This is a genomic window from Amycolatopsis sp. AA4 (assembly GCF_002796545.1).
Taxonomy (GTDB): domain Bacteria; phylum Actinomycetota; class Actinomycetes; order Mycobacteriales; family Pseudonocardiaceae; genus Amycolatopsis.
Map to the genome: position 1 here is coordinate 7,528,682 of NZ_CP024894.1, position 22,820 is coordinate 7,551,501.

Here is a 22,820-nt window from a genome sequence, read left to right on the forward strand (position 1 = left end):
GGGGAAAGTGTCGCCGGTGCAACACCTCGCGCCACCTTCCCCGCGGCCGCCGGATCGGCGTTACTTGAGCGCGTCGATCAGCGCTTCGCGCTGCCGTTCGCCGAGGCCGGCGGCCCGGCGGTCGGGGTCGATCCCCGCCTGCTCGAGCAGTGCGGCGACCTTGACCGCGCCCAGGCCGGGCACCGCCTTGAGGAGCTGCGTGACCTTCGTCTTGCCGATGGTCTTGTTCTCCTTGGCCTGCTTGAGCACCGACTCGATGCTCTCCTTGCCGGACTTGATCGAAGCGAGCAGCTCCGAGCGCGCCTTACGAGCCTCTGCCGCCTTGGCGAGGGCCTCGGCGCGCTGCTCCGGAGTCAACGTGGGCAGAGCCAACGTAATGTCCTTTCCTCTCAGGTCTCCGCTTTCGCGGCCGACGGTCTCAGCCGATGCTTGCAGCTGCAAGCGCTGGCCAGCCGTCACTTACCACGGCCCCAGTAAACGCCACGTGCCCGCAGTACGCGCAACCGACACGCACTTATCACCCGTCGACGGGCGCGGCGGACCTGCGTGAGGGGACCCCTCGCGACCTGTGGAAACGGCCTCGAAGGGCTCATTTCCGCCCCCATTACCTCACCCGAACGGGAGTCTATTTCAACGCAGTTAACACAAGGCGTTTTCTTGCCCCGCAACAGGAATCGCGACAGAAGTGGATCATGAAAGCGCGGGGCCGCCACCCGAAGGCGGGAGAGGGCCGACAAGCCGTTACCGAACTTGTTCGTGCCCGATCCGGCGGATCCGCATTAGAGTCGGGCGCACCCCAGTTCACCGGCGAACGAGCACCACGGGAGTCACCCATGTTGAGCACGATGCAGGACGGACAGCTGTCGCTCGCGAAGCTGCTGCGCCACGGCACGAAGGTGCACGCGAAGAGCGAAGTCGTCACCTGGACCGGTTCAGAAGCCCGCCGGGAGACCTATGCGGAGCTCGGCAAGCACGCCGCCCGGCTGGCGAACGCGCTGCGCGGCCTCGGCGTCACCGGCGACCAGCGAGTCGGCACGTTCATGTGGAACAACGCCGAGCACCTCGCCGCCTACCTGGCAGTGCCCGCCATGGGCGCGGTGCTGCACACGCTGAACATCCGGCTGTTCCCGGAGCAGCTGGTCTTCGTGGCGAACCACGCGGAAGACCACGTCATCATCGTCGACGGCACGCTCGTGCCGCTGCTCGCGAGCAACCTGCCGGGGATGAAGACGGTCAAGCACGTAGTCGTGGCCAACGGCGACGCGTCCGCGCTGACCGCGCCCGAGGGCGTCACCGTGCACTCCTACGACGAGCTGCTCGCCGCGCAGTCCGACGAGTTCGACTGGCCGGAGATCGACGAGCGGTCCGCGGCCGCGATGTGCTACACGTCCGGCACCACGGGCGACCCGAAGGGCGTCGTCTACTCGCACCGGTCGATCTGGCTGCACTCGATGCAGGTCTGCATGACCGACAGCATGCGGCTCGCCCAGGAGGACCTGGCGCTCGCCATCGTGCCGATGTTCCACGCGATGTCGTGGGGCCTGCCGTACGCGGCGATGATGGTCGGCGCGTCGCTGCTCATGCCGGACCGGTTCCTGCAGCCCGCCCCGATCGCCGCGCTGCTGGCCGCGGAGAAGCCGACCTTCGCCGCCGCGGTGCCGACGATCTGGCAGGGCCTGCTCGCCCACCTGGACGCGAACCCGCAGGACATCAGCCACGTGCGCGAGGTGGTCGTCGGCGGGTCGGCCGCCCCGCCGTCGCTGATGCACGCCTTCGAGGAGCGCTACCACGTGCCGATCCTGCACGCATGGGGCATGACCGAGACGTCGCCGCTGGGCAGCGTCGCGCGTCCGCCGGCCAGCGCGACCGGCGAGGAGCGCTGGGCCTACCGCTACACCCAGGGCCGCTTCCCGGCGTCCGTCGCGGCCCGGCTGATCGGCGACAACGGCGAGGAACTGCCGTGGGACAACGAGGCGGTCGGCGAGCTGGAGGTGTCCGGTCCGTGGATCGCGGGCGCCTACCACGGCGGCTCCGACATCGACCCGGAGAAGTTCCACGACGGCTGGCTGCGCACCGGCGACGTCGGCAAGATCAGCCCGGACGGCTTCCTGACGCTGACCGACCGCGCCAAGGACGTGATCAAGTCCGGCGGCGAATGGATCTCGTCGGTGGACCTGGAGAACGCGGTGATGGGCCATCCGGCGGTCGCCGAGGCGGCGGTGGTCGGCATCCCGGACGAGAAATGGGACGAACGCCCGCTGGTCGCCGTCGTGGTGAAGGAGGGCCAGCAGGCCACCGCCGAGGAACTGCGCGACTACCTGTCGGACAAGGTCGCGAAGTGGCAGCTGCCGGAGAACTGGACGTTCGTGGAGGAGGTGCCCAAGACGAGCGTCGGCAAGTTCGACAAGAAGCGGCTGCGCGCGTCCTACTCCGAGGGAAAGCTCGACATCTCACACCTCTGAGCGGTAAATCTCCGGCGAGTTGTCGGCCTGGGAAGGGCTTCGTAAGGGAATCTTGATCCCGGCAAGGAGCCCTTCCCAGCACGTCGGAGGAGAACTGGGGATGCAGCAGCGGAGCAGGAGGTCGTTCCTGTCGTTGGCGGGGACGGCGGCGGTGGGCGCGGTCGCGGCCGCGTGCGGGTCGAACACCGGGCGTCCGGGGGATCCGCCGCCGTCCACGGCGATGTCGGCGGGAGCCACGACCCCGACGCAAGCCCCGAAGGTGACGCTGCAGCAGTGGTACCACGCCTACGGCGAGGACGGCGTCCAGGAAGCCGTCAAGAACTACGCGGCCAGCTATCCGGGCGCGAAGGTCAACGTCGTGTGGAACCCGGGCGACTACGACTCGAAGATCGTCACCGCGCTGCAGAACAGCCCGGTGCCGGACGTGTTCGAGGCGCAGGTGAAGATCGACTGGGTCCGGCAGAACCAGGTGGTGGCGCTCGACGACATCATCGGGCCGGTCAAGAACGACTTCAGCCCCGCCGTGCTCGCCGCGCAGACCGTGGAGGGCAAGGTCTACGGCATTCCGCAGGCCACCGACACGCAGGTCCTCTTCTACCGCAAGAGCATGCTGCAGGCCGCGGGCGTGCAGCCGCCGCAGACGGTGGACGAGCTGATCGACGCCGCGGGCAAGCTGACGAAGGACGGCGTGAAGGGCTTCTTCGCGGGCAATGACGGCGGCGTCGGCACGCTCACCGGACCGTTGCTGTGGTCGGCCGGGCTGGACTACCTCAAGAACGACAACCGCGAGGTCGGCTTCGACGATCCGCGTGCGGCCGCCGCGTTCAGCAAGCTGCACACGTTGAACGCCAGCGGTTCCCTGCTGCTCGGCGCGCCTGCCGACTGGTCGGACCCGGGCGCGTTCGTCGACGGGCTCTGCGCGATGCAGTGGACCGGGCTGTGGAACGTCCCGAAGATCCGCGACGCGCTCAACGACGACTTCGGCGTGCTGCCGTTCCCGAAGCTGGACGACAGCGGCAAGCCGTCGGTGCCGGTCGGCGCGTACGGCGCGATGGTCAACGCGAAGAGCGCGCATGTCAACGAGGCCAAGGCGTTCGTGAAGTGGCTGTGGATCGACCAGACCGACAGCCAGCTGGAGTTCGCCACCCGCTACGGCTTCCACGTGCCCGCCCGGCAGAGCCTGATCGACAAGGCGCAGACGCTGCAGAGCGGCCCGGCCGCGGACGTGGTGAACTTCGTCAAGGAGAACAGCCACCTCGTCGGCGGTCCGGTGTGGACGCAGACGTCGAACACGGCGCTGTCGGACGCGGTCGCGAAGATCGCCAAGGAGGGCGCGGACCCGGTGGCGCAGACGAAGGCCGCGGTCACCGTCGCGCAGTCCGAGCTGAAACGCCTGTTCGGATGAAGCTGTCCCGGAAAACCCGGGACACGCTGGCGTTCTGGGGGTTCGTGGGTCCGTTCCTGCTCGGCCTGGCGATTTTCGCCTACGTGCCGATCGGGTGGAGCCTGTACCTGTCGTTCTTCGACGCGCGCAACACCGTCACCCCCAGCGTCTTCGTCGGACTGGACAACTACGCGCAGATGCTTTCCGACGGCCCGTTCGTCGCGAGCCTCGGCACGTTCAGCGTGTTCGCACTGTTCATCGTGCCGCTGACGTTCGTGCTGTCGCTGGCCTTGGCGGTCGGCGTGAACCAGCTGCGGTTCGCGCGGGCGTTCTTCCGTTCGGTGTTCTTCCTGCCGTTCGCGTGTTCGTACGTGGTGGCGTCGCTGATCTGGAAGACGTCGCTGTTCTCCGGCGTCCGCTACGGGCTCGCGAACACGGTCCTCGGCGTCTTCGGCATCGACCCGGTGGCGTGGACCGGCACCGTGCACCCGCCGCTGTACTGGGTGGTGCTGGTGACCGCGCGGCTGTGGCTGCAGCTCGGCTTCTACATGATCCTGTTCCTCGCCGCGCTGCAACGGATTCCGCAGCACCTGTACGAGGCGGCGTGGCTCGACGGCGCGAAGCCGGGCTGGCAGGTTTTCCGGCACATCACGCTGCCGCAGTTGCGCGCGACGTCGGTGGCCGTGCTGCTGCTGAACCTGATCAACGCCTATCAGGCGTTCGACGAGTTCTACAACATCATGGGCGATTCCCGGGGTTATCCGCCGTTCGCGCGGCCGCCGCTGGTGTACCTCTACTACACCTCCCTCGGCTCCGGCGGACAGGACCTGGGCCGCGGCAGCGCGGGCGCGGTCATCCTGGCACTGCTGATCGCCATGGTGACTCTCTTGCAGGGCAAGCTTTTCCGGTTCGATCGGAGCGCGACATGATCCGCGCGGTGCTTCGCTGGACGGCTCTCCTCGTGTCCGCGATCCTGTTCCTGCTGCCGTTCTACCTGTTGCTGCGCAACGGTCTCGCGTCCCGCGCGGAGCTCACCGCGCCCGGCTGGACGCTGTGGCCGAAGCAGATCCACTGGGAGAATTTCGCGAAGCTGTTCCACCAGCAGGACGTGCCGTTCGCGCGCAGCATCGTGAACTCGGTCGTCGTCGCGGTGCTGCAAACGGTCGGCCTGCTGGTGGTGTGCTCCCTCGCCGGCTACGGCTTGGCGCGGGTGCCGTACCGCTACTCGAAGCCGGTGTTCTACGCGGTGCTGGCGACGCTGATGATCCCGACGTCGGTGACGTTCGTCCCGAGTTTCGTCGTGGTCTCGACGCTGGGCTGGCTCTCGGACTTCCGCGGCCTGGTCATCCCCGGCTTGTTCAGCGCGTTCAGCGTCTTCCTCTTCCGGCAGTACTTCCTCGACTTCCCGAAGGAACTGGAAGACGCCGGCCGCGTCGACGGGCTGTCCCGCTGGGGCGTCTTCCGCAAGATCGTGGTGCCGAACTCGCTCGGCTTCTTCGCCGCGATCGCGGTGATCACCGTGATCGGCAGCTGGAACGCGTTCCTGTGGCCGCTGATCATCGCGCAGTCGCCGGACTCGTGGACGGTGCAGGTCGCGCTGTCCGGGCTGCTGACCGCGCAGAACCCGCAGCTGAACCTGCTGTTCCTGGCCGCGGTGCTGTCGATCGTCCCGATCGTGCTGCTCTTCGCGTTCCTCCAGCGATATCTGGTACGCGGGGTCACCGAATCCGGGTTGAAAGGCTGAAAACCGTCACATCGGCCGTCGAGCGCGCGTAACGTTTCGCCGTTAGCCACCGACGACTCACCGTCGCGACAGTCGCAGCAGGAGTGCACCCATGACGGACCCGTATCAGCAGCAGCCCTACCCCGGCCAGGACCCGACGGGCCATCCGTCCGGGCCGGTGCCCGCGCCTGGGTATCCGTCTACTCCTGGGTACGGGCAGCCGCCGGTGCCGTATGGGGCGCCGATGTACGGGGCGCCGTATGCGGCTCAGTACGCGACGCCGTTGAAGACCAGCGGGCTCGCGGTGGCTGGGATGGTCGTCGGGATTGTCGCGCTGATCTTTTTCTGGGTGCCGTTTTTTGATGTGGTCGCTGCTATTACGGCTATCGGGTTGTCTTGGGCTGGGATGGTTCAAGCCGGCAAGCCTGGGTGGACTGGGCAGGGGATGGGGATCGCCGGGCTGGTCTGCGGGATTTTGGCGGCTATTCCGGCGGTGATTTTCTTGATTTGGTTCTTTGTTTCTTTGTCTGCTGTTGGGGCTACTTGCGCGTTTTATTGCTGAGGGTTTTTTGGGTTCGGCTCGTCGCCTGGCGGCGACATTGCCGGTTGATGGTTGCGTGGGGCACCCCGAAGTCTGATTGTGCTGACGGTTCGGGGGTGCTTCGTATCGGGGTTGGGGGAGGGCTGGGTGCCACGCTGTTTGAGCGCACTGGCTGCGGTTTTCTGCGCGACTCTGGCGTTGCTCCTTTGAGTGGGGCGGCGGGCGGGTAGCGCCCCAATGTGGCATTGGGTGCATGTGATGCACCCAATGTGGCGTTCGGTGCATGTGACGCACCCAATGTGGCGTTCGGTGCGTGCGATGCACCCAATGTGGCGTTCGGTGCGTCTGACGCACCCAATGTGGCATTGGGTGCGCGGGATGCGCCCAATGCGGCGGTGCGGGGAGATCTCGGCGGCGTCGCCGGGGAAGCGGTCCGTGAAGGGCTCCTTGAGGGAATCTAATTCCCTCAAGGAGTCCTTCACGTCCGACGGAGGGGTCGTGAGGGGAACCCTAAGGAACTCTGAGTCCGTGAAGGTGGCCCTCACGGACGGACCGCGCCGCAGGAGACGGATCTTGCCCTCCGTTCGGCGGTAGTGGGTGCCTTGCCCTTGTGACAGAGTCTCCCCCGTTGTCACGGCAAATGTGAGAGACCTTCACGTTCTGCTTCGGCTTAGTTCACCGGATCGTCATGGGCGTCCGGAAGCGTGCGAGGTCCGGCGAGGACGGGGAGTAAGGACCATGGCGGAGCTGACCAGACGGGCGTTCACCACCGCGGGCGTGGCTGGAGTGGGGTTGTTGCTCTGCACCCCGACGGCGAACGCGCTGGACCGGGCGTTGCGGCGGACTGCGCAGCGGGCCGTGCGGACCACCGGCACGACGCTGGAGCAGGCTGCGTATGGGGCGGATACGGGGTATTCGCGGCTGTCCGCCGGGCCGGGGTGGCCGGTCGCGGTTCGGGCCGATCTCGTCGAGGCCAAGGCTGGGCGCGACGACCGGCGGACTGCGCTCGGGGCGTTCGTGCAGTTCACCGACCTGCATATCACCGACACCGAATCGCCTGCTCGGTTCGAGTATCTGCATCCGTTCATCGCGTCCGCGCACCGGCCCCAGGAAACGTTGGGGACCGTCGCGACCAGTGCGCTCGTCAAGCGGGTCAACAGTCTCCGCGCGGGGCCGTTCACCGGGCGGCAGTTCGACTTCGTCATGACCACCGGCGACAACACCGACAACCACGAGCTGATCGAGCTCGACTGGTTCCTCACCACGCTCAACGGCGGCGCGATCACGCCCAACTCCGGCGACCCGAACCGCTACGAGGGCGTCCAGGCATCCGGCAATCTGGCGTTCTGGAACCCGGACAGGCAGCTCGCCGACGACTACACCAGGAAGGGCTTTCCGCAGATCCCCGGCCTGCTCGAGGCGGGCATCGCGCCCTTCACCGCGCCTGGGCTGAATCTGCCGTGGTACTGCACGTTCGGCAACCACGACGACAGCGTCGTCGGCACGCTGCCGGAGGGCATCCCGGGCATCGAAGGCTGGTACACCGGCAAGTACAAGGTCATCGGCAAGGACGAGAGCAGCGCGCGCAAGCTCGGCACCGCCATCCAGAACGGCCAGAGTGTGCCGCTCAGTGAGCTGTTCGGCGGCGGTACCGTCCGCGAGGTCACGCCGGATCCGCGGCGGCGGCCGTTCAGCACCTCGGAGTTCGTCAAGGCGCATCTGGCCGCGAAGAACACCGGGCCGGGTCCGGTCGGGCACGGGTTCACCGACGCCAACTCCGACGGGCGCAACGTCTACTACACCTTCCGGATCGCGCCTGGGGTCACCGGCATCAGCCTCGACACGACTACGCAGGGCGGGCTCGCCGACGGGTCGATCGGGCTCGCGCAGTTCAACTGGGTCGAGGCGACGCTCAAGCGCAACAGCTCGACGTACTACGACTTCTTCGGCCGCAAGGTCACGCATTCCGTCACCGACGAGCTGTTCGTCCTCTTCAGCCACCACACCAGCGGCACGATGGGCAACCTCCTGCCCGACATGCGCAATCTGCTGGACCCTCGGCTGAACGGCGACACCTTCGTCGCGATGCTGCAGCGCTTCCCGAACGTCGTCGCGTGGGTCAACGGGCACACCCACCTCAACAAGATCACCCCGCACGTCGGCAAAACCCCGGTGCAGAGCTTCTGGGAGATCAACACCGCCAGCCACATCGACTTCCCGCAGCACGCACGGATCATCGAGCTGGCCGACAACCATGACGGCACGCTCTCGCTGTTCACCACGCTCATCGAGGCCGACGCCCCGTACGCCGTGGACTACTCCGCCCACACCCCCGAGGCACTCGCTTCGATGTACCGCGAGTTCTCCTACAACGACATCCACGCGAACCTCAGCCACGTCGGCGAGACGGGCGACCGCAATACCGAGCTGCTGCTGACTAACCCGCTCAGCTGATTACCCGCGAGGTAATCGACGCCACGCGCCCGGCTGCGGTTGACTGCTCGGCATGACCGACGTCGAAGGCACGCAGCTGTTCCACAAAACGATGCCGTTCAGCGAGCGGCTCGGCATCGAGGTGCTGGAGCACGGCCCGCACCTGGTCCGCAGCCGGCTCGCGTGGGACGAATCGCTGTGCACGCTCGGCGGCGTGCTGCACGGCGGGGCCCTGATGGCGCTGGCCGATTCGACCGGAGCCGTCTGCGCGTTCCTCAATCTTCCCGAGGGCGCGCAGGGCACGACCACGCTGGAGTCCAAGACGAACTTCCTGCGCGGCGTCCGTTCGGGGTACGCCACCGCGTCGTCCAGACCACTGCACACCGGGCGCCGCGTGGTGGTCGTCGAGACCGAGATCCATGACGACGACGGCAAACTGGCCGCGAAAATCACCCAGACGCAAGCAGTGTTGTAGCGGCGGCCCTTTACTTACCCGCCCCGGAAGGCGAAAATCTTTGGCTACCACTGGGGTCTGGGGACGGAGCCGGAATGCGGGTTCGCGGGTTGGTCACGTTACTGTCCATCGTCATGCTCACGGCTGGTGCGGCGCAGGCCGCCGCGGAACCGCGGCACGCGCGTAACGACGAGGCCATCGACTACCACGAGTGGTCGTCCGGCTCGTTCTTCGCGGGCCGGCTCGACGGGCTCGGCTTCGGCTACGGCGGCCTGCGGATCACGCATCCGGCGGGCAGCGTCGCGCACACCGAACCGGGGCTCGGCACCACGCGCACCTACGACTACGGCACGTGGACGTCGCCGAAGTACCGGCAGGGCTTCGACGCGACGCAGCTGATCGCGTCGTGGAACGCGCGCACCCCGGCGAAGACGTGGCTGGAGGTGCAGGCCCGCGGCCGGACCTCGGCGGGGACCGAAACCGCGTGGTACACGATGGGCCGCTGGGCCAGCGGGGACGGCGACATCCACCGCACCAGCGTCGACGGGCAGAGCGACGACAACGCCTCGGTCGACGTCGACACGCTCGCCACGAAGGCGGGCGTCACGCTGCGTTCGTACCAGCTGCGCGTGATGCTCTACCGCGAGCAGGGTTCGCCGACCACGCCGACGCTGTCCTCGCTCGGCGCGATGACCTCGAACGTGCCGGACCGGTTCGACGTACAGACCACCAAGCCCGGCCGGGCGCGCGGGATCGAGCTGAAGGTGCCGCCGTTCGCCCAGAACATCCACAAAGGACAGTTCCCGCAGTACGGCGGCGGCGGGGAGGCGTGGTGCAGCCCGACGTCGACCGAGATGGTCGCCGAATACTGGGGCCGCAAGCCGAGCGCGGAGCAGATGGACTGGATCCCGGCGGATTACCAGGACCGCTCGGTGGTTTATGCCGCGCGCGGCACCTACGACTACGCGTACGACGGCACCGGCAACTGGCCGTTCAACACCGCGTACGCCGCTTCGCTCGGCTTGCGCGGGCACATCACCCGGCTGCACGACCTGAACGAACTCGAGGACTACATCGCGCGCGGCATTCCGGTGATCACGTCGCAGTCGTTCCTGGCGAGTGAACTGGACGGCGCGGGCTACGGCACGGCCGGGCACCTGATGGTCGTGGTCGGCTTCACCCAGTCGGGCGATGTAATTGCCAACGACCCAGCGTCCAGCTCCGACGACCGCGTGCGGACGGTGTACAAGCGGGACCAGTTCGAGAAGATCTGGCAGCGCACGAAGCGGCACACCGAGAGCGGCGCGGTGGCTGGCGGGCCGGGCGGAGTGGTTTACCTGATCACGCCGTGAGGCGCTGAGCAGGTGGCTCGTGAGTGGCGAAGCCGGTTCTCACCGGCCTGAACACTCACGAGGCTGGCCTATGGCGAGATGCGCATGATCCGTGATTAGCTGCCCGCGAGAACGCCGTCGCGGGTGAAAGGTTGTGCGCATGCCGTACGAGGTCCAGGGAGTGGTGTCGCGGGCCAAGGGTGAGCCGGTCACGCTCGAGACGGTCGTGGTGCCCGATCCCGGGCCTGGCGAGGCCGTCGTGTCGGTGCAGGCGTGCGGGGTCTGCCACACCGACCTGCACTATCGCCAGGGCGGGATCAACGACGAGTTCCCGTTCCTGCTCGGGCACGAGGCCGCGGGGCGGGTGGACAAGGTCGGCGCGGGCGTCACCGACCTCGCGCCCGGCGACTACGTCATCCTCAACTGGCGCGCGGTCTGCGGCACCTGCCGGGCCTGCAAACGCGGCAAGCCTTGGTACTGCTTCTCGACTTTCAACGCCGAGCAGCCGATGACGCTCACCGACGGCACGAAGCTCTCCCCCGCGCTGGGCGTCGGGGCCTTCCTCGAGAAGACTCTCGTCCACAGTGGACAGTGCACGAAGGTCGACGAGCGCGCTGAGCCCGCCGTTGCCGGGTTGCTGGGCTGCGGCGTGATGGCCGGGCTCGGCGCGGCGATCAACACCGGCGCGGTCGGGCGCGGCGATTCGGTCGCGGTGATCGGCTGCGGCGGCGTCGGCGACGCGGCCGTCGCGGGTGCGCGGCTGGCCGGGGCGACCACGATCGTCGCGATCGACACCGACGACCGGAAACTCCAGTGGGCCAAGGACTTCGGGGCCACGCACACGGTCAACAGCCGGGGCCTCAGCGAGGAGGACGTGGTCGCCGCGATGCAGGACGCGACGAACTCGTTCGGCCCGGACGTCGTGATCGACGCGGTCGGGCGGCCGGAGACCTGGCGGCAGGCGTTCTACGGCCGCGACCTCGCCGGCACCGTCGTGCTGGTCGGCGTGCCCACGCCGGACATGAAGCTCAACGACCTGCCGCTGATCGACTTCTTCTCGCGCGGCGGTTCGCTGAAGTCGTCGTGGTACGGCGACTGCCTGCCGTCGCGGGACTTCCCGATGCTGGTCGACCTGTACCTGCAGGGCAGGCTGCCGCTGGACAAATTCGTCACGGAGCGGATCGGCGTCGACGGCGTGGAGCAGGCTTTCGAGCGAATGCACCACGGCGACGTGCTGCGCAGCGTGGTGGAGTTCTGATCCTTTTCGCCGACGCGGACTATCCGGCCGACCCGTACCCGGGCACGCGGCCGGACTGTTCGTTCGTGCACCTCGACGGCGCGGGCCACGCGTTGGACACCGCGCCGCCGGGGTGGCGTTCCCGCACGCCGCTGCTCGCGTACGGGTCGAACGCGTGCCCGTCGAAGATCACTTGGCTGCGCACCCAGCTCGGCCTGACCGGACCGGTCGTCGCGGCGCGTGTGCAGTGCACCGGGCTCGCCGCGGTGTGGGCCGCCGGGCTGCGGCAACGTGACGGCCAGCGCCCGGCAACGCTCACCGCGCTGCCGGGCGTGACGGAGGACCACTTCGTCTGGTTCGCGACGCCGGAACAGCTGGCGGTGCTGGACATCTGCGAGGGCCGCGGCAATCGGTACGACCTGGCGACGCTGGACCACGCCGACATCCGCCTCGACGGCGTGCTGCTCTCCGGCGTGCACGCGTACGTCGGGGCCTCGCCGATCAGATACCCGTTGCTGGTCAACGGATCCCCGGTCCGCGTCGCCGACGTCAACCAAGCCGACGCGGCGGCGCTCGTCGGCGAACCAGCGGCCGGGCACGGTCTCGCCTGCACCGTCTTGCCGCCGGAAAAGACCTTCAGCTGACTCGCGGATCCGGAATCGCGCGCACGGTAAGGAAACCCAGCGGCTCCCGCGTCAACCGGGCATGTCGCTCCGGATCGACCGAAGCGGCTTCGGCAGGCGGACGTCCTTCACGCAGTTGCTCGATCAGGAACCCGGCCTCGCGCAGTTCCGCGCAGGTGCGTTCCAGCGGAGCCAGCCAGTACCGCACTTTCCAGCCGCGGCTCCAGACCTCCTCGATGACCCGGACGTCGAAGTAATTGCCGCCGTGCCGCAGCCAATCGCCGGTCGGATGCTGCCTCGACAGCACCAGCGCCCCGCCCGGCCGCAGCACCCGGCGGAACTCGCGCAGCGCACCCACCCGGTTGTCCACGTACTCCAGCGCGAGGGCGAACAGCACCTGGTCCACCGACGCGTCCGGCAGCCAGGTCAGCGGTTCGGCCAGATCCTGGACGCGGAACTCGCCCTCCGGAACCCGTTCGCGGCTCAGTTCGACCATGCGAGGGCTGAGGTCGAACCCGGTCACTCGCGCGCCGCGGGCGGTCAGTTCTTCGGCGTAGAGGCCGGGACCGCACGCGGCGTCGAGGACGTGCTGCCCGGCGACGTCGCCTAGCAATTCCAGGCAGGCCGGACGGTCGTAGTGCGCGTTGTAGAACCCGTTCTGCGCGTGGTCGAGGAATTCGTCGGCGAACACTTCGTATTGCGGAAAGGAACCCACTGCATCGCTCACCCGCGCCAGTCTGCCCGCGCGGGCGCGTTCAGCCGAGCAGTTTTCCGGGGTTCAGGATCCCGGTCGGGTCCACCGCGGACTTGGCCGCGCGCAGCACGTCCAACCCGATCCGGCCGATCTCCGCCTCCAGGTACGGCGCGTGGTCGACCCCGACCGCGTGGTGGTGGCTGATCGTCCCGATCCCGGTGATCGCCTCGCACGCCGCCGCCTTCGCGCGCTGCCACTGTCCGACCGGATCGGTGTCGTCGCGCGAGGTCAGCACGGTGAAGTACAGCGACGCGCCGGTTTCGTAGGCGTGCGAAACGTGGCACATCACGATCGCCCGGCCCAGCGAGGCCACCAAAGCCGCGCGCACCGCGTCGTGCAGTTCGTCCAAATTGGACCAATAGGCGGCGGTCTCCAGGGTTTCCACGCACACCCCGAGGTCCAGCAACGCATCGCGCTGGCGTGGTCCGTTGAACCGGCCGTGCCGCCAGGACTCGCCGAGCACCTTGCCGATCCGCACGGCCCCGGAACACTTCAGCATCGCGGACGTCCGCCGCCGGCGCCGGGCCACGTCGCCTTCCCAGCCGACGATCAGCAGACACGGGTTCTTGACCCGGCGCGCCGCCAGGTAGGTCTTCAGTGCCGTGGTCTTCAGCCCGGCGTTGAGCGAGAACGACACGTTCGTTTCGTCCACATCGGACAGCCGGGTGACGTCCGCCAGCGCGTGGTCCTGCGCGAGCTTGCGCACCGCCGCCGCTCCGGCCTCCCAGCCATCGACGATCCAGCCCTCGTAATGCCGCTGCTCGGGCAACGGCCGGACGCGCAGGGCGACCTCGGTGATCACGCCGAGCGTGCCCTCGCTGCCGACCGCGAGCTGCCGCAGATCCGGCCCGGCCGCGGACGCCGGCGCGACGCCGAGCCGCCACTCGCCCTTGGGCGTGGCCAGCCGGACCCCGGCGACCATGTCCTCGAACCGGCCGTAACCGGACGACGCCTGGCCTGCCGAACGCGTCGCCGCGAACCCGCCGATGGTGGCGCGTTCGAACGACTGCGGCACGTGGCCGAGCGTGTAGCCGTGCGCCGCGAGCAGCCGCTCCGCCTCGGGGCCGCGCACGCCAGCCTGCAGGACCGCGATCCGCGACACCGGGTCCACCGACACCAGCTCGTCGAGCCGCACCAGGTCCAGCACGACGACCGCCGCCTTGTCGCCGCGCAGCGCCGCGACCCCGCCGACCACCGAGGTGCCGCCGCCGAACGGGACCACGCCGATGTCGTGCCGCACGCAGAGGTCCAGCACGGCCTGCACCTCGTCCGGGTCCGCGGGCAGCAGCACCGCGTCCGGCACCGGCACCTCGTCGCCCGTCCGCGCGTGCAGCAGGTCCAGATAGGACAGACCGCCGGTGCGGCCGAGCCGTTCCTGAGGATCGACCAGCACGTGGTCCGCACCGAGAAGGTCCTCGAACTCGGTACGGACGGGCACCGTCAGCGCGGACTCGGCGACCGGACGGACCGCGGCGGTTTTCCCGCCTCGATCCGGGCCGACCTGGCCGATACGCTGGCTGAGCCACCGGACCGCGCGATCGGGCAGACCGGCCGCGGCCGAGCCCTCCTCGGTCCACGAACGCCGGATGCGGTGGTTGATGAGATCGCTCACGACTACAGTGTGACACATGGACGTCAAACGTCACTCCCGCCCGGGAGCGGCCCCCTCCGCGCTCGCGGACGCCCGCAGCCGCCCGACCTCGGCTCGCGTCGCCGACGACGAGCTTCTCGACGCCGCGCGCCAGTGCGTGCTCGCGGTCGGCGTGCGGCGCACCACGCTGGCCGAAATCGCCCGAACCGCGCAGGTCAGCCGCATGACGGTGTACCGGCGGTTCCCCGATGTCCGCAGTGTGCTCGCCGCGCTGATGACGCGCGAGTTCAGCGGACTGCTGCAGCGGGTGAACGAGACCGGCGACCAGACGGCGCACGCGCGCGACCGCATCGTGCACCTGGCGGCGGCCAGCGTCGGCGCGCTCTCGGCCGACCCGCTGTTCCGGACGCTGCTGGACGTCGACGCCGAACTGGTGCTGCCGTACATCGTCGAGCGGCTGGGTGCGACGCAGCATTTCGCCGAGCACGTGCTCCGAAGCCTGCTCGAAGAAGGTCACCGAGACGGCTCGGTGCGCGTCGCCGGGGTCGCCGCGCAGGCGCGCTCGGTGCTGCTGGTCGTGCAGTCGTTCGCGTTCTCGCTGCGCCCGGCCACCGCCGACGTCGACGAGGCCGCCTTGCTCGCCGAATTCCGGCACCTGGTCGAAGCGGGGTTGAAACCATGAGCACCGGATCCCTCAACGCGCGCCGCCGCGAACGCGAACTGTCCCGGCTGGTCGACGGTGAACGAGTCGACGTCCTCGTGGTCGGCGGCGGGGTCACCGGCGCGGGCATCGCACTCGACGCGGCCGCGCGGGGTCTCTCCGTCGCGCTGGTCGAGGCGCACGACCTCGCGTTCGGCACGTCGCGCTGGTCCAGCAAGCTCGTGCACGGCGGACTGCGGTACCTCGCGAAGGGCGAACTCGGCCTTGCCCACGAGAGCGCCGTGGAGCGCGGGATTCTCCTGACGCGCACCGCGCCGCACCTCACGCGCGCGATGCCGCAGCTTTTTCCGCTCTACCCGGGTACTTCCGCCGCGCAGCAGGCTTTGATCGCCGCCGGCCTCCGGGCCGGTGACGGCTTGCGGCGGGCCGCGCGTACGCCGTCGTCCGTGCTGCCTGCGCCGCGCCGGATCCCCGCTGCCGAGGCGCTGGCCCTCTCCCCTGGCCTCGCTCCCGGCGGACTACGCGGTGCGCTGCTGGCGTACGACGGTGCTTTGGTCGATGACGCACGTCTCGTGGTCAGCATCGCCCGCACCGCGGCCTTGCTCGGCGCTCGGATTCTCACGCGGTTGTCGGCGGTTTCCTTGTCTGGCAACGAAGCGCAGGTAAGTGATGGGACCTCGTCGTACACGCTTCGCGCGCGGCAGGTCATCAACGCGACCGGCGTCTGGGCGGACAGGCTGACCGATTCCGTCCAGCTGCGGCCTTCCCGTGGGTCGCACCTGGTGCTCGCGCCGGACACCGTGCGGGTCGGAGCCACGTCGGTCAACATCCCGGTCCCGGGCGAGACCAATCGGTTCGTGTTCCTGCTGCCGCAGCTCGACGGTCGGGTCTACTTAGGACTCACCGACGAACCCGTATCCGGCGGAGTCCCGGACGTCCCCACTGTTCCGGAGTCCGATGTGGACTTCCTGCTCTCGACTGCTTCCTCGGTGCTGAACCGCCCGTTGACCGCCGCGGACGTGCTCGGCTCGTACGCCGGATTGCGCCCGCTCGTCTCCGGTTCCGCCGGACGCAGCGCGGACCTGTCCCGGAAACACGCGGTGATCACCGGCTCGGACGGTGTGCTCACGGTGGTCGGCGGGAAGCTGACGACGTATCGGCGCATGGCCGAGGACGCCGTCGACGCCGCCTTGACGCACGCCGGATTGCCCGCAGGCCCTTCGCGGACCGCCAAACTGCCGCTGCTCGGTGCCGCCCCACGCTCGCGACTGTCGCTTGTGGACGCTCCGGCGCGGTTGGTGGCCAAGTACGGCACCGAAGCACCGCGCGTCGCGGCGCTCGGCGAATTGGAACCGGAATTCGCCGCCCCGCTGTGCGACTCGACGGAAATCACCGCGGCGGAGGTGGTGTGGGCGGTCCGCCACGAAGGCGCGACGACGGTCGAGGACGTCCTCGAACGCCGCACCCGGCTGGCCCTCGTCCCCGCCGACGCCGAAGCCGCACGGGATCGGGTGGCCGAACTGGTGGAGAAAGCACTGGCCGGACTGTCCTGACCCGACCCAGCGCAGCCCCAATGTGGCATTGGGTGCGTCAGACGCACCGAACGCCACATTGGGTGCGTCACATGCACCCAATGCCACATTGGGGTCAGCACCACGAACGGGTGGTTGTCGCGGTATTCACGCACGAGGGGACCACTCGCACACGTTTTACTCGCGCATTTCTTGCCGACAGCACAACCTGGACAGATGCGCAAAGGAAACTGGGAGCGGCACCCCGTGCTGCACGAAACCGCGGGGAAAGTTGTCAGAGCCGCCGAACTCGAAGAACTGGGCATGTCCAGGAGCAGCATCTACCGGCGCTGCCTTCCAGGCGGACCCTGGCGTCGGATTCTTCCCGGCGTCGTGCTGCTTCTGCCGTGCGAACCTGACGCTCCGCAGCGAATCGAAGCGGCGTTGTTGAGGGCCGGTCCCGATGCGATGGTGACGGGCCTGTGGGCGGCACGGCTGCACGGGCTGAACCAGATCCCCGAACCAGACCAGATTCACCTGTTGGTTCCAGAGAAGCGGGAAGTAAGCAGCGTGGGCTTCATGGTCGTGGAACGCACCACTCGGCTTCCCCAGGCTGTGGTCAGGAGTGGAGTTCCGGTAGCACCCGCGTATCGAGCCGTACTGGACGCAGCGCGGCGAATCCGCGATTTCGATGCCGTCCGGTCGCTCTTGGCCGAGTCTGTGCAGCGACGGCGTTGCACCCTGGAACAGCTTAGTCGCGAGCTAAGCCGCGGAAGCCAGCGCGGCTCTGCTCTGCCCCGTCGCGCGCTGATCGCACTTCTGGCAGGAACGCAGTCCATAGCGGAGGCCGACGCTTGGGAAATCTGCAAAAGAACAGGCCTTCCTGAAGCCGAATGGAACGTCGTAGTCACCACCGGCACTGGCGAGTTCGTGGCCAGACCTGATGCGTGGTGGGACGAGGTGGCGTTTGCCTGGGAGATCGACTCACGGGCCTGGCACGAGAAATGGGACGACTACTCCGCCACACTCCAGCGGAACGCTCGCTACGCCGCCGCGGGCATTGTCGTACTCCAGACGCTTCCGATCAGATTGCGTACTGAGCCAGACCAGGTGGCGGCAGAACTTCGCGCCGCGCACGAAGCTGCGGCACGCCGCCCACGTCCCTCTGTAATCCGTCATCGCGCGGCCTGAGCGTGGCGTGCCCCAATGTGGCATTGGGTGCGTCAGACGCACCGAACGCCACATTGGGTGCGTCGCATGCACCCAATGCCACATTGGGGCGGGTACCTACCGGCAAGGCAGCTTGACGGGTCGTTGGGTTTTTGCAACAGTGCGGTCCATGAGCCCGGTGCGGCGTGGCAAGGAGCTGCCGATCCACAACCGGCTGCCGGTGCTGCGCGCGGAGCGCGGGATGAGCCGGGCGGAGCTCGCCGAGGCGGTCGAGGTCAATCCGCAGACGATCGGGGCACTGGAGCGCGGCGATCATTACCCGAGTCTCGACCTGGCGTTGCGCATTTGCGCGGTGTTCGACCTGCCGGTGGAGGCCGTGTTCAGCCGGGCGCCGCTGGAGGGGGACGCGTGACGCTGGAGATCGACCGGATCAGCAAGCGGTTCGGCGCGAAAACCGCGCTCGACGGCGTGAGTTTCACCGCGGCGCCGGGCGAGCTGTTCGGGTTCGTCGGCAGCAACGGCGCGGGCAAGACCACCACGATGCGGATCGTGCTGGGGGTGCTGACCGCCGATTCCGGCGAGGTGCGCTTCGACGGGCGGCCGATCACGCACGACACTCGCGCGCAGATCGGGTACCTGCCCGAGGAGCGCGGGCTGTACCCGAAAATGAAGGTCCTCGACCAGCTCGTCTACCTCGCCGAACTGCACGGCCTCAGCACCAACGACGCCCACCGCGCCGCCGAGTTGTGGATGGCGAAGCTGGGGCTCGGGCCGAAGCGCAAGGACGACATCCAGAAGCTCAGCCTCGGCAACCAGCAACGCGTGCAGCTCGCCGCCGCGCTGGTGCACGACCCGGCGTTGCTGGTGCTCGACGAACCGTTCTCCGGCCTCGACCCGCTCGCGGTCGACGTGCTGAGCGGCGTGCTGCGCGAGAAGGCGGCGGCGGGAGTGCCGGTGGTGTTTTCCAGCCATCAGCTCGACCTCGTGGAGCGGCTGTGCGACCGGGTCGGCATCATCCGCGACGGCCGGATGGTCGCGGTCGGCACCGTGGACGAGCTGACCCGCGACGCCGGACGTCGGCTGGTCGTCACCGCGCCCAGCGCGAATCCCGGTTGGGCGGCAACGGTTCCCGGTGCCCGGGTGCTCGAAAACCACGGCACCACAACGGTGCTGGAGCTGTCGCCCAGTGCCGATGACCAGGCCGTGCTGGCCGCCGCGCTGGCCACCGGTCCGGTGACCGAATTCAGCCACCGCCGCCGTACGCTGGCCGACCTGTTCCGCGATTCCGTCGCCACGCCGGGAGCACCTCGATGAGCCGGATCCGTCCCGTCCGCGCGGTGCGGCTGGTGGCCAAGCGGGAACTCAACGCACGGCTGCGCACTCGGTCCTTTGTGCTCAGTACCGCGGTAATGCTGTTGCTGCTGCTGGGTTACGTCGCGCTGCAGGTGTTCCTCGCCAGCGACCGGGAGACCACTCGCGTCGCGTTGGCCGGACAAGCCCAGGGCATCGCCGCGCAACTGGAGAACAACGACCGGCACCTCAAGATCGTCCTGGTCCAGTCCGAATCGGACGGACTGACCCAGGTCCGCGACGGCGACGTCGACGCACTCGTCTCCGGCAGCGCTTCCCGGCCGCGGGTGGTCGTTAAGTCCACTTTGGACCCACAACTGCGTACGACACTGGACGGCATCGCGCAGCAACAGGTCCTCGACGCACAGCTGTACTCCGCGAACCTCGACCCCGCCGCCGTGCACCAGGCGGTATCCGCCACCCATGCTGACGTGCAGGCCCTCGAACCCGCGGATCCGCAGGCCGGGACGAAGCTCGTGACCGGGATCGTGGTCGCGATCCTGTTGTACGTCAGCATCATGACCTACGGGATGTTCGTCGCGCAGGGCGTGGTCGAGGAGAAATCCAGCCGCGTCGTGGAAATTCTGCTCGCGACCGTCCGTCCGGTGCATTTGCTGCTGGGCAAGGTCATCGGGCTCGGCCTGGTCGGCTTGACGCAGCTCGCGATCCTCGCCGCAGCCGGTTTAGTGGCCGGTGGCGTATCCGGAGTGTTCTCGATTTCCAGCGTCACGCTGGGGACACTGGGCTGGGGTTTCGTCTGGTATCTGCTCGGTTTCTTCCTCTACGCGATGCTGTACGGCGCGGCTGGTGCACTGGTGTCCCGGCAGGAGGACACGCAGGCGGTGGTCGGACCGGTGAATATCGCGCTGGTCATCGGGTTCGTCGCGGGGATCAACCTGCTGACCCAGGCCCCGCAGGGGACGGCGACGCGGGTCGTGTCGCTGATTCCGTTGCTGTCGCCGGTTCTGATGCCCGCGCGGATCGCGCTCGGCACGGTCGAGCCGTGGGAAATCGTGCTGTCGCTGGTGCTGACGGGCGCGCTGATCGCCGTGGTCACCTGGGCTGGTGCGCGGGTGTACCGGAATGGAGTACTGCGGGTCGGCAGCCGCGTACGGCTGGTTGACGCGTTGCGCCGTTAGGGCACTCGGCCTAGCACGCAGACCACGGGCGGCTCCAGATCGAGGGTTTCGATTCGGAGCTGGGTGAACCCAGCTTCGGTGAGCTTCTCGGTCAGCTCTTCGGTTGCCGCGGCCGCTGTCACGCCTGGGAGGCGTGGTTGAGATACCAACGCAACACGTCCGCCCGAACACAACAACCGGCCCAGCTCCCACAGCCGGGCTACCGGAGCCGGCCACATGCCCAGCGTGTTGACCGCCAGCGCGGCATCGAACGGTCCTTCGGCGAGCGACAAGTGCTCGACCGACGCGCACACCAGCCGCACTCGCCCAGCCCGGACCGCCGCCCGATTTCGGTGTCGTGCCTGGCGAATCATCACCGCCGAATGGTCGACCCCGACCACCAGCGCCGCCCGGTCCGCCAGCGCGGCGACCGCCACGCCCGGACCGCAGCCGAGTTCGAGAACCCGCTCGGAAGGCTGGACGTCGAGCAATCGCACCGCCCACCGATTGCGCGTCACGTTCGACGACCGTCGCCCCATGATCAGCCCGGCGACGTGTCCCGGAACCCCGGTCGGCCGGTGAAACTGCGCGATCCCGCCGCGCGGGCCCCACCAGCGCAAAGCCCGTTCCATCACGTTCATGGGGCGAGCCAACCACTTCGAGTACGCTTGAAGTCAAATGATTGCCACCCTGTCCATCGGCGAACTCGCCGAGCGCACCGGCGTGCCGACGAGCGCGTTGCGTTATTACGACGAACTCGGTCTCGTGCGCCCCGCGGAGCGGGAAGCGGGCCGGCGACGCTACGCCGAGTCCGCGGTCAAGGACGTGGGCGTGCTGCTGTTCTTCCAGGAAATCGGCTTCACGCTGTCCGAAATCGGCCGTTTCCTGACCGGCGGACAATCCGGCCGCCAGGAAATGATCGACGGCAAACTCGCCGAACTGACCGAGCAGCAGCGCCGCATCGAGATCGCCCGCGCCGCGCTCGAACACGGACGGCACTGTCCGGCCCGTGATCCGCTGAAGTGCCCGCGGTTCTGGTCGATCATCGAAAAGCGGCAAAGCGGCCTGTCCCTCGCGGAAAGCCACGAACAGGCACACGACCCTAAGACCCGGTAATCGCCCCGTACCGCTGCAGTGCGACCTGCCGTTCCTCCGCGTGGTCCACGATCGGCTGCGGATACCCCTCTGGACGCTCTTTCAGCACGTGCACCGCTTTGCCCGCCACACCACGCAATTCCGGGACATACCGGCGCACGTAATCGCCCTTCGGGTCGAATTTCTGCCCCTGCGTGGTCGGATTGAAGATCCGGAAGTACGGCGCGGCGTCCGTTCCGGAGCCAGCGACCCATTGCCAGTTCAGCTGATTCGACGCCAGGTCGCCGTCGACCAGATGCTTCATGAAGTGCCGCGCCCCCCACCACCACGGCAAATGCAGGTCCTTCACCAGGAAACTCGCCACGATCATCCGGACCCGGTTGTGCATCCAGCCCTCGGCCAGCAGCTGCCGCATTCCGGCGTCGACGATCGGGTAGCCCGTCCGCCCCTCGCGCCACAACGCGAACATCTCCCGCGCGGTTTTTCCGGTGTCGTAACGCATTCCGTCGAAACGCTGATCGTAATTCCGCCGCGCGGTTTCCGGCCGGTGCCACAGGACGTCGGCGTGAAACTCGCGCCAGCACAGCTCGGAGCGCAAGGCCTGCGCGCCCTCGGACCGGTTTCCGGCCAGGTCGGCCAGCATCGTCCGCGGATGGATCGCGCCCCAGCGCAGATAGGGGGAAAGCCTGGTGGTGCCAGCATGATCCGGACGATCGCGTTCGGTCGCATACTCCGCGAGACCGTCGGCGAGAAACTCCTGCCACCCCGCCAGCGCGGCTTCCTCCCCCGCGGGCGGCAGCTCGCACTCCACCTCCGGAGGTTCCGGCAAGGGTTCCGAAGAAGCGGGCTTGACCCAGTCCACAATAGACACATTGGTGTCCGCCGGACGAGGCCAGCCGTGCTGCGCCCAGGCCCGGTAGAACGGAGTGAAGACCCGATACGGCGTCCCGTCCGGCTTGGTGACCCGCCCTGGCGTCACGGCGTACGGAGAACCCGTCGGCACCCACTGAATTCGATGCTCTGCCAAAGCTTCAGCCACGGCATCGTCACGCTCCCGCCCATAGGGTGCGGTATCCGCAGAGACATGCACTGCCGCCGCCCGAATTTCCCGCGCCGCCGCGACGACCTCTCGCACCGGATCGCCGCACCGCACCATCAACCGTCCGGACAACGCTTTGTCCAGTTCCCGCAAGGAATTCAGCAGAAACGCGATCCGCGGCGAACCGGCCGGTTCGAGCAACCGGTCGTCCAGCACGTACAGCGCCAGCAGGTGCTTGCTGTGCTTGGCCGCCTCGAACAGGGCGGCGTGGTCCCGCAATCGCAGATCCCGGCGGAACCACAGCACGACCGGCGCTTCCATCGTCATGCCGCACAACGATAAA

The 22,820-nt window shown here is 68.2% G+C and carries 22 protein-coding genes; 17 read left to right on the forward strand and 5 right to left on the reverse strand.

All coding sequences use genetic code 11. From position 1 onward, the window contains the following. Nucleotides 1–60: 60 nt before the first annotated feature. Nucleotides 61–372 (reverse strand): integration host factor, actinobacterial type, encoded by a 312-nt coding sequence (mihF, locus tag CU254_RS34700; RefSeq protein WP_050788348.1) that lies wholly within the window; start codon nt 370–372, stop codon nt 61–63. A 461-nt stretch (nt 373–833) separates the two neighbouring features. On the opposite strand from mihF, the gene CU254_RS34705 reads away from it, so the two are divergent. From CU254_RS34705 to CU254_RS34755, 10 genes are all read left to right on the forward strand, one after another. Beyond that, the gene (locus CU254_RS34705) at nt 834–2,462 is read left to right on the forward strand and encodes a long-chain fatty acid--CoA ligase (RefSeq protein WP_009083756.1); all 1,629 of its coding nucleotides are present in this window, start codon (nt 834–836) and stop codon (nt 2,460–2,462) included. Nucleotides 2,463–2,562: 100 nt separating this feature from the next. Next, nucleotides 2,563–3,867 (forward strand): ABC transporter substrate-binding protein, encoded by a 1,305-nt coding sequence (locus CU254_RS34710; RefSeq protein WP_009083757.1) that lies wholly within the window; start codon nt 2,563–2,565, stop codon nt 3,865–3,867. Further along, nucleotides 3,864–4,775: a carbohydrate ABC transporter permease gene (locus tag CU254_RS34715; protein ID WP_009083758.1), complete on the forward strand. Its 912-nt coding sequence runs from the start codon at nt 3,864–3,866 to the stop codon at nt 4,773–4,775. The genes CU254_RS34710 and CU254_RS34715 overlap by 4 nt, the downstream gene beginning before the upstream one ends. After that, on the forward strand, nt 4,772–5,590 hold the full coding sequence (locus CU254_RS34720; RefSeq protein ID WP_009083759.1) for a carbohydrate ABC transporter permease: 819 nt from the start codon (nt 4,772–4,774) through the stop codon (nt 5,588–5,590). Before CU254_RS34715 ends, CU254_RS34720 begins: the two co-directional genes overlap by 4 nt. A gap of 91 nt (nt 5,591–5,681) precedes the next feature. After that, nucleotides 5,682–6,131, forward strand: coding sequence for a DUF4190 domain-containing protein (locus CU254_RS34725; protein WP_009083760.1), 450 nt, complete (start codon nt 5,682–5,684; stop codon nt 6,129–6,131). A gap of 717 nt (nt 6,132–6,848) precedes the next feature. Further along, nucleotides 6,849–8,564, forward strand: a complete 1,716-nt coding sequence (locus tag CU254_RS34735) for a TIGR03767 family metallophosphoesterase (RefSeq protein ID WP_037715774.1) — start codon at nt 6,849–6,851, stop codon at nt 8,562–8,564. Nucleotides 8,565–8,616: 52 nt separating this feature from the next. After that, entirely contained in the window at nt 8,617–9,018 is a 402-nt protein-coding gene (locus CU254_RS34740; protein ID WP_009083763.1) for a PaaI family thioesterase, read from the forward strand. Nucleotides 9,019–9,092: 74 nt separating this feature from the next. Continuing rightward, nucleotides 9,093–10,349, forward strand: coding sequence for a peptidase C39 family protein (locus CU254_RS34745; protein ID WP_009083764.1), 1,257 nt, complete (start codon nt 9,093–9,095; stop codon nt 10,347–10,349). A 139-nt stretch (nt 10,350–10,488) separates the two neighbouring features. Next, nucleotides 10,489–11,586: an S-(hydroxymethyl)mycothiol dehydrogenase gene (locus CU254_RS34750; protein ID WP_009083766.1), complete on the forward strand. Its 1,098-nt coding sequence runs from the start codon at nt 10,489–10,491 to the stop codon at nt 11,584–11,586. A gap of 65 nt (nt 11,587–11,651) precedes the next feature. Beyond that, the gene (locus CU254_RS34755) at nt 11,652–12,209 is read left to right on the forward strand and encodes a hypothetical protein (RefSeq protein ID WP_009083768.1); all 558 of its coding nucleotides are present in this window, start codon (nt 11,652–11,654) and stop codon (nt 12,207–12,209) included. Here the strand turns inward: CU254_RS34755 and CU254_RS34760 are convergent. Both CU254_RS34760 and CU254_RS34765 read right to left on the reverse strand, forming a co-directional pair. Beyond that, nucleotides 12,202–12,915, reverse strand: a complete 714-nt coding sequence (locus tag CU254_RS34760) for a class I SAM-dependent methyltransferase (RefSeq protein WP_009083770.1) — start codon at nt 12,913–12,915, stop codon at nt 12,202–12,204. The genes CU254_RS34755 and CU254_RS34760 overlap by 8 nt on opposite strands. A 28-nt stretch (nt 12,916–12,943) precedes the next feature. After that, nucleotides 12,944–14,554: an FAD-binding oxidoreductase gene (locus CU254_RS34765; RefSeq protein WP_199786067.1), complete on the reverse strand. Its 1,611-nt coding sequence runs from the start codon at nt 14,552–14,554 to the stop codon at nt 12,944–12,946. A gap of 16 nt (nt 14,555–14,570) precedes the next feature. Here CU254_RS34765 and CU254_RS34770 point away from each other — a divergent pair, with 16 nt between their 5' ends. The 6 genes from CU254_RS34770 (at nt 14,571) to CU254_RS34795 (ending at nt 20,364) form a co-directional block, all read left to right on the forward strand. Next, complete coding sequence (locus tag CU254_RS34770) at nt 14,571–15,215, forward strand: TetR/AcrR family transcriptional regulator (protein ID WP_009083771.1); 645 nt, start codon at nt 14,571–14,573, stop codon at nt 15,213–15,215. Beyond that, complete coding sequence (locus tag CU254_RS34775) at nt 15,212–16,747, forward strand: glycerol-3-phosphate dehydrogenase/oxidase (protein ID WP_009083773.1); 1,536 nt, start codon at nt 15,212–15,214, stop codon at nt 16,745–16,747. Before CU254_RS34770 ends, CU254_RS34775 begins: the two co-directional genes overlap by 4 nt. 195 nt (nt 16,748–16,942) lie before the next feature. Continuing rightward, on the forward strand, nt 16,943–17,896 hold the full coding sequence (locus CU254_RS34780) for a hypothetical protein (RefSeq protein ID WP_199786068.1): 954 nt from the start codon (nt 16,943–16,945) through the stop codon (nt 17,894–17,896). A 148-nt stretch (nt 17,897–18,044) separates the two neighbouring features. Continuing rightward, a complete protein-coding gene (locus tag CU254_RS34785; RefSeq protein ID WP_037715776.1) occupies nt 18,045–18,287 on the forward strand; it encodes a helix-turn-helix transcriptional regulator in 243 nt (80 codons plus the stop codon). A 2-nt stretch (nt 18,288–18,289) separates the two neighbouring features. Further along, on the forward strand, nt 18,290–19,189 hold the full coding sequence (locus tag CU254_RS34790; RefSeq protein ID WP_199841221.1) for an ABC transporter ATP-binding protein: 900 nt from the start codon (nt 18,290–18,292) through the stop codon (nt 19,187–19,189). Further along, complete coding sequence (locus CU254_RS34795) at nt 19,186–20,364, forward strand: ABC transporter permease (RefSeq protein WP_009083781.1); 1,179 nt, start codon at nt 19,186–19,188, stop codon at nt 20,362–20,364. The genes CU254_RS34790 and CU254_RS34795 overlap by 4 nt, the downstream gene beginning before the upstream one ends. Here CU254_RS34795 and CU254_RS34800 read toward each other — a convergent pair. Further along, on the reverse strand, nt 20,361–20,984 hold the full coding sequence (locus tag CU254_RS34800) for a class I SAM-dependent methyltransferase (protein WP_009083783.1): 624 nt from the start codon (nt 20,982–20,984) through the stop codon (nt 20,361–20,363). The genes CU254_RS34795 and CU254_RS34800 overlap by 4 nt on opposite strands. Nucleotides 20,985–21,021: 37 nt before the next feature. Between CU254_RS34800 and CU254_RS34805 the strand changes: the two genes are divergently transcribed. Beyond that, entirely contained in the window at nt 21,022–21,459 is a 438-nt protein-coding gene (locus tag CU254_RS34805; protein WP_009083784.1) for a MerR family transcriptional regulator, read from the forward strand. Here the strand turns inward: CU254_RS34805 and CU254_RS34810 are convergent. Beyond that, nucleotides 21,446–22,804 carry a deoxyribodipyrimidine photo-lyase gene (locus tag CU254_RS34810; RefSeq protein WP_037715777.1) on the reverse strand — a complete coding sequence of 453 codons (1,359 nt, stop codon included), beginning with the start codon at nt 22,802–22,804 and terminating at the stop codon, nt 21,446–21,448. The two genes, CU254_RS34805 and CU254_RS34810, sit on opposite strands and share 14 nt — an antisense overlap. Between the last annotated feature and the right edge of the window lie 16 nt (nt 22,805–22,820).

What these genes read in the sequence shown, in the direction of transcription:
- CU254_RS34705 (WP_009083756.1), top strand. Translation starts at nt 834, where the DNA reads ATGTTGAGCACGATGCAGGACGGACAGCTGTCGCTCGCGAAGCTGCTG.
- CU254_RS34710 (WP_009083757.1), top strand. Translation starts at nt 2,563, where the DNA reads ATGCAGCAGCGGAGCAGGAGGTCGTTCCTGTCGTTGGCGGGGACGGCG.
- CU254_RS34715 (WP_009083758.1), top strand. Translation starts at nt 3,864, where the DNA reads ATGAAGCTGTCCCGGAAAACCCGGGACACGCTGGCGTTCTGGGGGTTC.
- CU254_RS34720 (WP_009083759.1), top strand. Translation starts at nt 4,772, where the DNA reads ATGATCCGCGCGGTGCTTCGCTGGACGGCTCTCCTCGTGTCCGCGATC.
- CU254_RS34725 (WP_009083760.1), top strand. Translation starts at nt 5,682, where the DNA reads ATGACGGACCCGTATCAGCAGCAGCCCTACCCCGGCCAGGACCCGACG.
- CU254_RS34735 (WP_037715774.1), top strand. Translation starts at nt 6,849, where the DNA reads ATGGCGGAGCTGACCAGACGGGCGTTCACCACCGCGGGCGTGGCTGGA.
- CU254_RS34740 (WP_009083763.1), top strand. Translation starts at nt 8,617, where the DNA reads ATGACCGACGTCGAAGGCACGCAGCTGTTCCACAAAACGATGCCGTTC.
- CU254_RS34745 (WP_009083764.1), top strand. Translation starts at nt 9,093, where the DNA reads ATGCGGGTTCGCGGGTTGGTCACGTTACTGTCCATCGTCATGCTCACG.
- CU254_RS34750 (WP_009083766.1), top strand. Translation starts at nt 10,489, where the DNA reads ATGCCGTACGAGGTCCAGGGAGTGGTGTCGCGGGCCAAGGGTGAGCCG.
- CU254_RS34770 (WP_009083771.1), top strand. Translation starts at nt 14,571, where the DNA reads ATGGACGTCAAACGTCACTCCCGCCCGGGAGCGGCCCCCTCCGCGCTC.
- CU254_RS34775 (WP_009083773.1), top strand. Translation starts at nt 15,212, where the DNA reads ATGAGCACCGGATCCCTCAACGCGCGCCGCCGCGAACGCGAACTGTCC.
- CU254_RS34780 (WP_199786068.1), top strand. Translation starts at nt 16,943, where the DNA reads ATGCGCAAAGGAAACTGGGAGCGGCACCCCGTGCTGCACGAAACCGCG.
- CU254_RS34785 (WP_037715776.1), top strand. Translation starts at nt 18,045, where the DNA reads ATGAGCCCGGTGCGGCGTGGCAAGGAGCTGCCGATCCACAACCGGCTG.
- CU254_RS34795 (WP_009083781.1), top strand. Translation starts at nt 19,186, where the DNA reads ATGAGCCGGATCCGTCCCGTCCGCGCGGTGCGGCTGGTGGCCAAGCGG.
- CU254_RS34800 (WP_009083783.1), bottom strand. Translation starts at nt 20,984, where the DNA reads ATGAACGTGATGGAACGGGCTTTGCGCTGGTGGGGCCCGCGCGGCGGG.
- CU254_RS34805 (WP_009083784.1), top strand. Translation starts at nt 21,022, where the DNA reads ATGATTGCCACCCTGTCCATCGGCGAACTCGCCGAGCGCACCGGCGTG.
- CU254_RS34810 (WP_037715777.1), bottom strand. Translation starts at nt 22,804, where the DNA reads ATGACGATGGAAGCGCCGGTCGTGCTGTGGTTCCGCCGGGATCTGCGA.